Origin of the sequence: Amycolatopsis sp. NPDC051128, from assembly GCF_040682715.1 — a bacterium.
Taxonomy (GTDB): Bacteria; Actinomycetota; Actinomycetes; order Mycobacteriales; family Pseudonocardiaceae; genus Amycolatopsis.
The window spans coordinates 1-10,676 of sequence record NZ_JBFBBN010000096.1; the positions used below are offsets into that span (position 1 = coordinate 1).

Sequence of the window (10,676 nt, forward strand, 5' to 3'; positions counted from 1 at the left end):
CCGCCCCAAGGCGCTCGGCGGTGGCCCTGCCGACTACTCCTGGCATACCTGATGCGGCAGCGACCCATGGCTCAGCTTTCGCTCCAAATACTGGGGCGATTTGCAGGCCGGGCGAAGCCAAACCCCAACACGCTGGCCTCAACCGCCGCTGTAACCCGCTCCTCAACCTCGGATTCCATCCGGTCGGGGATGGCGATGGTCGGGTAGCTGGGCATCTCGTAGTCACCCGTCTCGCGGACCTGCATCCCCTGCTCGCCCAACTCAATCAAGGTTCCGCGATAGCGCAGGAAGGGTCGGCCCTCACATTCAACTGCCTCCCCGTAGCCTTGAACCCGTGTCACATGGTCAATCGCGAGGCGGTTCAACTCGGCCACATCGCCCAGAATCCCGTCGCACTCTCTGTCGATCACGCCACCTGTGACGTAAAAACGCTCCATGGCAAGCAACTGCTGGAGTGGAATGATCCGAGCGTCCGGCTTTGCCGGCTCGTTCGGGTCGGCGTCTTTACTACCCGCCGTATTGTAGATAATGAGAAGAACCTCGCGAAACGGAGACTCTTTCAGCGCTGAACGTACTTCCTGGTCGAAGAACTGATCCGTCAAGTACTCCGTTGCGTCGAACTTGAGCTCGAACCAGTCGAGGATAACCAGATTGAGATGGCTAAAGCCGTCGGAGTCATATCGCCGCGCAGCCTTTGATCGGATCACCCCACAAAGGGATGATCGAAAGTCTGCGACTGTCGGGCTCTCCATGATGATCGCTGGCACGTTTGCCTGGCGCAGATTCCCGTGCTTGTCGGTAATCTCCACTGTCACGGATTTAAGAATGTTTACGTCCCTCTTGTGCAGATGGGAACCTCCGGACCAAAGGCGGTGTGCGTATCCGTGAACAAGATTGAACCGCGCTTGCGATTCGTGGATAAACAACTGTGTGATCTCAACACCAAAAGGTCTGCCGCCTGCCCGGCGAGTCAGGGCGAAGTCTGGACGTTCGCGCGGAATAATGCTATGGAAGGATGACAGGTCATACGCCATCCTAAGGATGGCGACCTCTTGCGCCCGCTTGCGTTCACCGGGCGCCATCCCCGCGAACGGGTCAGGAGGGGGTTCGCCAATGTCCATGCCTCAGGGTAGCGACCAAAGACCCGGTTCATTGCCGGCCTAGCCAGGCTGGGTTGCGGCTTACTTTCGCAGATCCTCGGCTGCGCGGACGACAAGCCTCCGCGCGTCCTCTCCGGTTACAGCTTCCTTCCATAGGCGTTCCATGGCTTTGGCGTACGCCGCAGCCTCGTCGTCTCGATGGGTCGTCTCGCCGACGAAGGTCTCCACGATGGCTACGTCGTCGTACATCTGGAAGGAGTTCTGCGGTGTGGTGGCGAGTTGGACGCCGAGCGGCAGGATGCCGAAACGGATGTTCGGTACGCCAACCACGGTTTGCAGCCGGTCGAGCTGGCCGCGCATGACCTCGGGCGAGCACAGCAGCCACCGCAGTACGGGCTCGGCTAGCAGGAACTCGAACCGCTTACTGGTGTCGTACAGGAGTTGCTGTCGCTGCATACGGAAGGCTACCGCGGCATCCACGTCTACGATGTCGAGGTTGTGCAGCTCGACCATCTCGGTGAGGACGCGGCGGGCGTAGGCGGCGGTCTGGAGTAGACCGGGCACATACACGGTCTCGAAGTGCCGGATCAGGCGCGATTCGGCGACCAACTGGTTGTAGCTGTCCTGGACACCGGCTTGGCCTTGGCGCATCCGGCGGCGGAAGCTGCGGTGCGCGGCCTGGACCTCGCCGAGCATCCGCAACAGGTCCTGCGCGGCGGTGTCGTCTGCACCGCAGGCGCGTGCCCACGCGTACAGGTCGGCTGGCGCCGGCATCTGCCGGCCGTTCTCCAGTCGGGAGACCTTCGACGGTGCCCAACCGTTCGCGTCGGCGAGCTGCTTGCCGGACAGGCCGGCCTGCGTGCGCAGGGCACGCAGGCGATCGGCCAGTCCTTCGGGCTGGGTCAACCACTCTTCGATCGGGTTCATCGCATGACTTCCTCGTGCTAAGCGGCTGCGCTCCGCGCGTTGGTCGGAGCGGCGTAGTGGACTGCCAGGTCCCGCCAAGCACACGCCTGCACCACGGTCGCCGGGTCGGTCACCAGCTCATTGCCGATCCGGTGGCCGACATCGTCGAACCGCATCATGATCAGTCGGCTGGAATCCAGCAACCACCAGTCGACGTCGCCGGCTGCGGGCAGCAAGCCGACCTCATGTGCTCTCGCCCGCGTCAGGTAGTGGATCTCCTCGCCGGCTTCGACGTTCCACCGGCCGATCCAGCGTTCCCACCGCTGGTAGTCGGTCGGCGGGTCCTCGTGCACCCGCACGCGTTCGATCCGCTTGCCCTGCTGCGTCAGCTCGGCGATCTGCTCGAACCAGGCGGCAAGCCCGGGAACCTCAGTCGGGGGCTCCCGGTCGCCGGCCAAGAACTTCGCCACCGTGTCGTGCTCGCTGGGCTCCAGGTACGCCGGCTGAAGCTCCAACCGGAACGCGGTGTGATCGAACGTGCGGAGCTGGTCGGCGAACTCGGCGTCGGTGAGCGGTGTTCCCATGGTCAGCCCATCTCGCGCAGGCGGTCGAGCACGTTCGCCGGAACGAAGACGCCGTCCTCGTCGTCCGCCAACTGGCGAAGCTGCGCACGAGTCTCGTCATCGAGCTTGATGCCCTGGACGACGTAGCCGCCCTCGGTCTTGTACAGCGCCGGGCAGCCGCCACCTCCGGAGACGACGTCCTTCCACAGGAACTCCAGGTTCCGCATCCTTATGCCCCTTCCATCGCTGCGCCCCGCGACGCAGGTACCCCGATGCTGCACTGCTGAGCATCTTCACGCAATCGCCCCGGTTGCTGACTAGACAACCGGGGCGAGGTGGTGCGAGTGACGGAGCCTGGCAGGCTCCAGCCTAAAGCAATTGCGAGCAACTGCTTGACGATGCGTGAGGCAGCGAGCATCATCGAACTGCGCCGGATTCCCGGTAGCAGAACAGTCAAGGGCCGGGGAAGCCGGCCGACTCGACCAGGAGGTGTGGGGCATGGCTGTCCCGAACTCGATCAAGGTTCCGGTTCCGTTCGATTACGTCTTCCCGGCGGGTGCGCTGTGCCTCGGGGTGGAGCCGGTGACGGACTTCGACAAGCGGGGTCAGGGCGACGACCAGGCCCGCGACAAGGACACGGGCGAGCGCCTGTGGGTGGTCAAGGTCCTCGACTTGGACCCGGAGGCGGGGAAGTTCGGCGGCACGAAGGAGGTCAAGGTGAAGATCGCCGCACCTCAGCAGCCGGTGCCTCCGGCGTCGAAGATCCCGGGCTATCCGCCGGCGGTGATGTTCTCGGACGTGACGCTGACGCCGTACGTGGACTCGCAGCGTTGCAAGGGGTCGGGGAAGTGCCGGGCGCGTCAGGCGTGGTCGATCCGCGCCGGGGCCATGACCGAGCCGACCGCCGCCGTGTCGAAGCAGGCGGCCTGACCAGAACTCGACGCGCGGGGCGGGCCTCATCCGCCAAGACAACTCCCGCCCCGCGCACTGACCCGATCCTCTTGGAAGGAGTTGGGCTGATGCCCACGCTAGCTGACGCTGCCCGCATCGTCGGGAACCCGCGCCCCGCCCCCCGCCGCACCACCCACCGCCGGACGGTGATGCGTCTGGCCGGTCCGGGTATCCGGGCGGCCCGCGAGGTCTACACCACCATCCCGTCCGACGCCGTCCGCGTGGCCGCGCTGGTGGAGATTTCCGCCGCTGCTGCTGCTTTGGCGCGGACGGTGGTGAAGCTGCGCCGTCTCGACCCGGACCTGATCGCCCCGCACGTGGCCGACCGGGTCGACCTTCGGGCGGTGCTCGGCCGGGGTCGGTGGCTGCCGACCATGATCCGCCACGTTCCCGCGCCGCAGTCGGGGCCGGTGGACCTGGCCGCTCTCGCTCCGGCTCGCCCAGTCCGCCGCCGCGTCGTGCGCCGTACCGGTGCCCCGGGTCAGGCCGTCCTGTTCGCCGCTGCGGGTGGGGAGGGCTGAGGGATGCCGCTGGTCAACGTGATCCGGGGTGAGCGCATCGACTCCGCGCCGATCAACGTGCGGACGCCGTTCGTGCGTATCCCGCTGTGGCTGGCCCTGTCCTGGTGGACCCTCAAGGGCCTCGCCCGGCTGGCCGTGGTGCTGGTCCGGTTCTGGTACGTGACCGCCCCGGTGGTGTTCTTCGCCTGGCTGTACCTGCGCTTCGGCTGGGTCGGCCCGGTCGGCGTCGTCGGCCTGGTCGGCGTCGTCGGCCTGGTCGCCACCGTCACGGCGGGCTGGGGGTTTGGGCATCGGTCGTCGTGGCTGCGGTTCGGGTGGTGGCCGGTCCTGGCCCGCTTCCGCCGCTGGCTGTACCGGCGCAACTGGCACGCCGCGATGGTCACGGCGAAGCTCGCTGTCTCCTTCGACTCCCACACGGTGCTGCCTGTCCTGCGGTCGGTGCGCTGCGGCGCCGGGGTGGATGTGGTGACGGTGCGGATGGTCACCGGGCAGATCCCCGACGACTTCGCCCGCGTAGCGGAACGCCTGGCGCACACCTTCGGCGTCCGGCAGGTCAAGGCGGTGCCAGGCTCGCGGCCGGATGTGGTGCTGCTGCACCTGTTCCGCGGTGACCCCCTCGCCAAGCTCGTCCGCCCGCTGCCGGTGCCGGCGGTCCCGGAGTTCACCGCCCTGCCCGTGGGTCGGCGTGAGGACGGCGAGGGTTACGACCTGCGGCTGTTCGGCACCCAGGTCCTCGTCGTCGGGGCGACGGGTGCGGGGAAGGGCTCGGTCATCTGGTCGCTGGTCCGCTCGCTGGCCAACGGGGTCACCTCCGGCCTCGTGCAGTTGTGGGGCCTGGACCCCAAGGGCGGCATGGAGTTGGGGATGGGCGCGCCGATGTTCGCCCGGTTCGCCCGCAAGGACTACCCGGCCATGGTGGAGCTGATCGAGGAAGCCGCCACCGTCGCCAAGGACCGCGCCGGGAAGCTCTACGGCCGGACCCGCCAGCACGTGCCGACGCCGGATGAGCCGCTGATCGTCGTGGTCATCGACGAGCTGGCGAACCTGACCGCGTACCTGACTGACCGGCAGTTGAAGGACCGCGTCAAGGCCGCCTTGTCCATCCTGCTGTCGCAGGGCCGCGCCGTGGGCGTGCACGTGGTGGCGGCGATTCAGGATCCGCGTAAGGAGGTGCTGCCGTTCCGGGACCTGTTCCCCACCCGCATCGGCCTGCGGCTGGCCGAAGCGGCTCAGGTGGATTTGGTGCTGGGTGAGGGGATGCGGGACCGGGGCGCGCTGTGCGACCGGATACCGCAGGGCCTGCCGGGGGTGGCGTTCGTGGTCATCGACGGCGACCCCACCCCGATGCGGGTCCGGTTCTCCTACCTGACCGATGACGAGATCCGCGACATGGCCCACACCTACGGCCGCCTGCGCGTCATCGACGGCGAAGTCCTGGACGGTGCCGCATGAAGCCTCACCCCACCACCACCCGCACCGACCGGATCGAGGGCCTGGTCCTCGTCGTCATCCTCCTGCTCGTCGCCGGCTTCGCCGGGGCCGCGTCGTTCACCCACGTCAAAGACTGGACCCTCGACAACAGCCCACCCGGGACCGGGGCGTGGTTCGGCTGGGCCAACGCCGTCATCTCCGAACTCGTCCCGGTCGCCGCGCTACTGACCATCCGACGCCGCAAGCGCAACCGCCAACGGGTCGGCTACCCGATGTTCCTCCTCATCGCCGCCGTCCTCCTGTCTCTCGCGGCGCAGCTCGCCGTCGCCAAACCCGGCCTGTCCGGCTGGCTGCTGTCGGCCGTGCCCGCGCTGGCGTTCATGGGCCTGTCCAAACTCGTCCTCACCACCACCTCGGCCCCTGCTCCGGCTCCGGTTCCGGCTCCTGCCTCCTCCCGTCCGGTCGCGCCGCCTGCTCCCGCCCCGGCTGCGTCCCGTCCGGTCGCGCCGCCCGCACCGGCTGTGGCTGAGCCGGTCGCCCTGGTCGACGCCGAGCCCGCCCCGGCTCCGGCTCCTGTCCCGCCTGCTCGTCCGGTTGCGGTGGCTCCGGTGCCGCCGGCCGCGTTCGCCCGCCGCAACGGCGTCCCCCTGATCGGAGAGGTGACCCGATGACTGACCACCTGCTCTCTGGCGTCCTCTTCGCCGCCTGCCTCGCCGTCTTCGCCTGGGATCAGTACCGCCTCTACGCCGTGCGCTACGAACTGGCCGCCCTGCACCGCTCCACCCTGCGCGACCCGCTCACCGGCCTCGCCAACCGCGCCGGCCTCGCTCAGTCGTGGGAGCAGCTCGCGGCCTTGCGGCCGTGGGTGGTGGTGATCGACCTGGATGGCTTCAAGCCGGTCAACGACACTCACGGCCACGCCGCCGGAGATGTCGTCCTGACCGCTGTCGCGTCCCGGCTCCGCTCGGTGCACGGTGTCGCCGCCCGCCTCGGCGGAGACGAGTTCGCCGCGCTGCTCCTGGACACCAACCCCGCCACCGCGGCCCGCCGCCTGGCCGCCGCGATCGCCGCCCCCGTCCGCCTGCCCTCCGGCGCGGCGGTGTCGGTGACCGCCAGCATCGGCCTCGCACCCGCCAGCCCGGCCGGCCTCGCCGCCGCCCTCGCTGACGCCGACGCGGCCATGTACCGGGCCAAGACCACCCGCACCGGAGTCGCCGCGTTCGACCCGCTCCGCGACGACCACACCACCCCCACCGCCGACCCCCGACCGCTGCTCCGCACCCGCGAACTCGCCCCGAGCGTGGGGGTGAGCCGATGACCCTGACTCCGACGCTGCCCGGCCTCGAACCCGCTCCCGTGGTGGAGCCGAGGCCGGGCTCCCGGGCCGCCCGCATGCTCATGCCCCGCTCCATCGACGTCGTCAAAGACCTCGCCGCCGACTACGGCGTCTGCACCCGCCCCATCTCCCTGCGCCGCACCGACCTCGACTCCGGGCAAACCGAAGTCATCGACATGCCCTGCGGCGCCACCCAAGAGGCCAAGTGCCCGGCCTGCGCGAAACGGGCACGCCGCCTGCGGCAGCAGCAGATCCGCGAAGGCTGGCACCGCGACGACGAACCCCACCCCGGCCCCCGCCCGGCCACCGAGGCGCAACAGGCACTCATCATCGCCCGCGCCCACCTGGAATTCGCCCGCGACGAAGCCGCCCGCACCTCCCAATGGGACCAGGTGGCCGACCTGGACGACGCCATCGCAGAGCTGGAAGCCGAGATCACCACCGAAGGACTCCGGGGCCGACCCGCACCGCCCCACGCCTCCGAGGACTCCGACGACGGCGACGGGAAGCGGCGGGTCCGCTCCACCAAACGCCGCCAGGACGCCCCGGACCTGCCCCGCCTGCCGGTGGACAACCGCACCATCGGGCGGACATTCGAAGGCCACGGCGGGCAGGTGTTCCGGCCGTCGATGTTCCTGACCCTCACCCTCGGCTCCTACGGCCGCGTCCACTCCGACGGCACCCCGGTCGACCCGGACGCCTACGACTACCGCCGCGCTGCCTGGGACGCGGTGCACTTCCCCCGGCTCCTGGACCGCTTCTGGCAGAACCTGCGCCGCGCAGTCGGCTGGAACGTCCAATACGCGGGCGCAGTCGAGCCGCAACGCCGCCTCGCCCCGCACGCGCACTTCGCCATGCGCGGCACCATCCCCCGCACCCTCGTCCGCCAGGTCGCCGCCGCCACCTACCACCAAGTCTGGTGGCCGCCCCTCGACGAGATGGTCTACGAACCCGGGAGGGCGCCGCGATGGGACGCCGACGCCGCCGGCTACACCGACCCCACCACTGGGCGGTTGCTGCCGTCGTGGGATGACGCCCTGGACCTGGTGGACGCCGACCCCGACGCGCAACCCGTGCACGTCGTCCGCTTCGGTAGCCAGGTCGACGCCAAAGGTGTGCTCGCGGGGACCCGGGTCGCGGACCGGTGCGTCGGCTACATCACCAAGTACCTGACCAAGCAGGCCGCTGACTGCCACGAGGTCACCACCGGCCGTCAGCGCGCGCACCTGGAACGGCTGTGGCAAGAGCTGCGGCACACGCCGTGCTCCGAGCGGTGCGCGAACTGGCTGCTCTACGGCATCCAGCCGAAGAAGGCCCGACCCGGGTTGAAGCCGGGCAACTGCAAGAACAAGGTCCACAAGCGGGAAACGCTCGGCATCGGCGGCCGACGCGTTCTCATCTCTCGGCAGTGGTCCGGCAAGACCCTGGCCGATCACCGGGCCGACCGTCGCGACTGGGTCAAAGCCCTGCTCGGTGTCACCACCGATGCCAACACCGCCCCGGCCGGTGGCGAACAGCGCCACGCGTGGGAACTCGCCAAGCCCACCGACCCCGACGTCCCGCCGATCGGCCACCGGGTGCTGCGCGCCATCTCCGAACGCATCCAATGGCGCGCCCAACTCGACGCCGCCAGACGCGCCGCCGCCGACCCGCCCAACGTTTCGGCAACCGCCTCACGTCAGTCCGCAGAGCAGGAAGGGACCGCAGCATGAGCGAGAAGAAGAGCGTCCGCCCAGCTGAGGCTGCGGCCCTGCTCGGCGTCTGTCGAGACACCGTCTACGTCCTCATGCGATCCGGTCGCCTGCGGTCGATCAAGGCGGGCCGTGCTCGGCTGATACCGGTCGCGGCAATCGATCAGTTCCTGTCGGCCGATGAGGAGTTCGCGGCATGACGGGCCGGCGGCGTCGTGCTCATGGTGAGGGCTCGGTGTACGAGCAGCGCCCGGGCGTGTGGGCTGCGGTGGTCGATCTCGGATGGATCGACGGGAAGCGTAAGCGGAAGTACGTCTACGCCAAGAGCGAGGCTGAGGCGGTCCGGAAGCGGGACGATCTGCGTCGTCTACTTCAGCTCGGGGTCGACCTGACCGCGCAGTCTCGGACGCTGGAAGCCTGGTTGACCGAGTGGCTGCGGGACGTGAAGGCGCACGACGGCACACGGCCGTCAACGCTTGTCCGTTACCGCCTGGCCGTGACAAAGCACCTGGTGCCGGGCCTCGGCCGGGTCAAGCTCGACCGGCTCACCCCTCGGGACGTACAGCGGTTCCTCACCGGGCTGCGCGGGAAGCTCGCACCGGCCAGCATCATCAAGGTGCACGCCGTGCTGCGGGTCGCCCTGGCCGACGCTGAGCGGATGGACCTGGTGCCGCGCAACGTCGCCAAGGCCGCCAAGCCGCCGGCTCTCGGCCGGACCGAGCGACGTGCGCTGACGCCGGAGGAAGCCAAGACGCTGCTGTCGGTGCTTACTGGGGACCGACTGGAATCGCTGTTCGTCCTGGCGCTGGCGACCGGGCTCCGGCGGGCTGAGTTGTTGGGCCTCCGGTGGTCGGATGTCGACCTGCCGGGCCGGGCGTTTTTCGTTCGGCAGACGCTCCAGCGAACGGATCGCGGGTTGGAGTTCGTGCCGCCGAAGACGCACCGGTCGAGCCGTCCGGTGCCGCTGTCGACCCTCGCGGTGAGGGCGTTGGAGTCGCAGCGGGTGCGCCAGGCTAAGGAACGGCTCGCGGCCGGTGAGGTGTGGACGGATCTCGGCCTGGTCTTCGCCAGCACCATCGGTACAGCGATGGAGCCGCGGAACGTCAACCGGCGCTTCGAGCAACTGCGCGCGGCGGCTGGTCTGGACTGGCTGCACCTGCACGACCTGCGCCATGCATTCGCCACGTTCCTGCTCGACCAGGGCGAGGAGCTGCGCACGGTAATGGAGCTGCTCGGGCACTCCACGATCCGGATGACGGCCGACACCTACGGGCACGTCCTGCCGGCGCGGGCTCGTCAGGCTGCCTCGGCCATCGACCGGGTCCTCGGCGAGGAGGGCATGGCGTGACCGCTTGGCTGTACGAATGGCTGTACTCGGAACCGAGATCAACCGGGAAAGTGCTTGTGGAGCCCAGGGGACTCGAACCCCTAACCCCTGCCTTGCAAAGATCAAGACTGCTGTCGGCCTGCGTCGCTCATTGCCGCTGACCTGCACCGCTTGTCGGCCGCTGCCGTTCTCCCGCGGCGCTCGTCGGTCGTCTTGGCTGTACGGATGGCTGTACGGCGGCCCTAGGATGCTCGCGTGTCTGTCGACCCCTCGCTGGTCTGCTCCTACTGCCAGCAACCCGTGCAAGGCCGTGACCTGGATTTCCGCTTCAAGCTGCCCGATCCCATCCTTGAGATCCCCGAGGCCGAGCGGTCTCAGCGGGTGCGCGAGAGCGGCGATGTGGTGGGCGCCGAAGGTATCGGGGTGTTCGTGCGGGTAATGCTGCCCGTGATGCTCACCGATGACTTTCGGATCACCTACGGCACCTGGCTCGCGCTGACGAACCGCGGTGACTTCGATCGGGCGCGCCGCCTGTGGCACTCGGACGAGTACTCGTCCCTGATCCTGGAAGGTGTCATTGCGAACGGCATCGAGCCATGGGGACCACCGCTGATGACACAGGCACGGGCGACGGTCAAGGACACCAACCAGGTGCCCTACGTGGAGACGATCTACGACGAGAGCCTGGCAGCGGTCATCAACCACACATGGCCTCGATCCTGGGTGCTGTCTGCCATCCCCCACGCCGCGTGGCATAGCCACGCTCACTAGCCACCAAGTGGGCGGATCTCCTCGTCGGGCAGTCGTCAGACCGTCCAGCCTCCCCGGACGGGGACAAGGTGGAGCGCCC

Annotated in this window: 13 protein-coding genes; 9 read left to right on the plus strand and 4 right to left on the minus strand. The window is 68.7% G+C overall.

Annotated elements, in window-relative coordinates; genetic code table 11:
- Positions 1-71: 71 nt before the first annotated feature.
- From AB0M82_RS45605 to AB0M82_RS45620, 4 genes are read right to left on the minus strand one after another with little or no spacing between them, the layout of a single operon-like run.
- The gene (locus AB0M82_RS45605) at positions 72-1,121 is read right to left on the minus strand and encodes a hypothetical protein (RefSeq protein WP_364736076.1); all 1,050 of its coding nucleotides are present in this window, start codon (positions 1,119-1,121) and stop codon (positions 72-74) included.
- Between the two features lie 60 nt (positions 1,122-1,181).
- A complete protein-coding gene (locus AB0M82_RS45610; protein ID WP_364736079.1) occupies positions 1,182-2,027 on the minus strand; it encodes a helix-turn-helix transcriptional regulator in 846 nt (281 codons plus the stop codon).
- 17 nt (positions 2,028-2,044) lie between these two features.
- A complete protein-coding gene (locus AB0M82_RS45615) occupies positions 2,045-2,590 on the minus strand; it encodes a DUF6879 family protein (protein WP_364736082.1) in 546 nt (181 codons plus the stop codon).
- 2 nt (positions 2,591-2,592) lie between these two features.
- Positions 2,593-2,796, minus strand: a complete 204-nt coding sequence (locus AB0M82_RS45620; protein ID WP_355115826.1) for a lipid A biosynthesis lauroyl acyltransferase — start codon at positions 2,794-2,796, stop codon at positions 2,593-2,595.
- Between the two features lie 271 nt (positions 2,797-3,067).
- Here AB0M82_RS45620 and AB0M82_RS45625 point away from each other — a divergent pair, with 271 nt between their 5' ends.
- The 9 genes from AB0M82_RS45625 to AB0M82_RS45665 all read left to right on the plus strand — a co-directional run bounded on the left by AB0M82_RS45625 (position 3,068) and on the right by AB0M82_RS45665 (position 10,597).
- A complete protein-coding gene (locus AB0M82_RS45625) occupies positions 3,068-3,499 on the plus strand; it encodes a plasmid replication, integration and excision activator (RefSeq protein ID WP_364736085.1) in 432 nt (143 codons plus the stop codon).
- A gap of 89 nt (positions 3,500-3,588) precedes the next feature.
- On the plus strand, positions 3,589-4,041 hold the full coding sequence (locus AB0M82_RS45630; RefSeq protein WP_364736088.1) for a hypothetical protein: 453 nt from the start codon (positions 3,589-3,591) through the stop codon (positions 4,039-4,041).
- Between the two features lie 3 nt (positions 4,042-4,044).
- The gene (locus tag AB0M82_RS45635; protein ID WP_364736091.1) at positions 4,045-5,493 is read left to right on the plus strand and encodes an FtsK/SpoIIIE domain-containing protein; all 1,449 of its coding nucleotides are present in this window, start codon (positions 4,045-4,047) and stop codon (positions 5,491-5,493) included.
- Positions 5,490-6,143 carry a hypothetical protein gene (locus tag AB0M82_RS45640; RefSeq protein WP_364736094.1) on the plus strand — a complete coding sequence of 218 codons (654 nt, stop codon included), beginning with the start codon at positions 5,490-5,492 and terminating at the stop codon, positions 6,141-6,143. Before AB0M82_RS45635 ends, AB0M82_RS45640 begins: the two co-directional genes overlap by 4 nt.
- Positions 6,140-6,790, plus strand: a complete 651-nt coding sequence (locus tag AB0M82_RS45645) for a GGDEF domain-containing protein (RefSeq protein WP_364736097.1) — start codon at positions 6,140-6,142, stop codon at positions 6,788-6,790. The genes AB0M82_RS45640 and AB0M82_RS45645 overlap by 4 nt, the downstream gene beginning before the upstream one ends.
- Positions 6,787-8,520 (plus strand): replication initiator, encoded by a 1,734-nt coding sequence (locus tag AB0M82_RS45650; RefSeq protein WP_364736100.1) that lies wholly within the window; start codon positions 6,787-6,789, stop codon positions 8,518-8,520. The genes AB0M82_RS45645 and AB0M82_RS45650 overlap by 4 nt, the downstream gene beginning before the upstream one ends.
- A complete protein-coding gene (locus AB0M82_RS45655; protein WP_364736102.1) occupies positions 8,517-8,699 on the plus strand; it encodes a helix-turn-helix domain-containing protein in 183 nt (60 codons plus the stop codon). Before AB0M82_RS45650 ends, AB0M82_RS45655 begins: the two co-directional genes overlap by 4 nt.
- The gene (locus tag AB0M82_RS45660) at positions 8,696-9,847 is read left to right on the plus strand and encodes a tyrosine-type recombinase/integrase (protein ID WP_364736104.1); all 1,152 of its coding nucleotides are present in this window, start codon (positions 8,696-8,698) and stop codon (positions 9,845-9,847) included. The genes AB0M82_RS45655 and AB0M82_RS45660 overlap by 4 nt, the downstream gene beginning before the upstream one ends.
- 234 nt (positions 9,848-10,081) lie before the next feature.
- On the plus strand, positions 10,082-10,597 hold the full coding sequence (locus tag AB0M82_RS45665; protein ID WP_364736107.1) for a DUF2199 domain-containing protein: 516 nt from the start codon (positions 10,082-10,084) through the stop codon (positions 10,595-10,597).
- Positions 10,598-10,676: the final 79 nt, after the last annotated feature.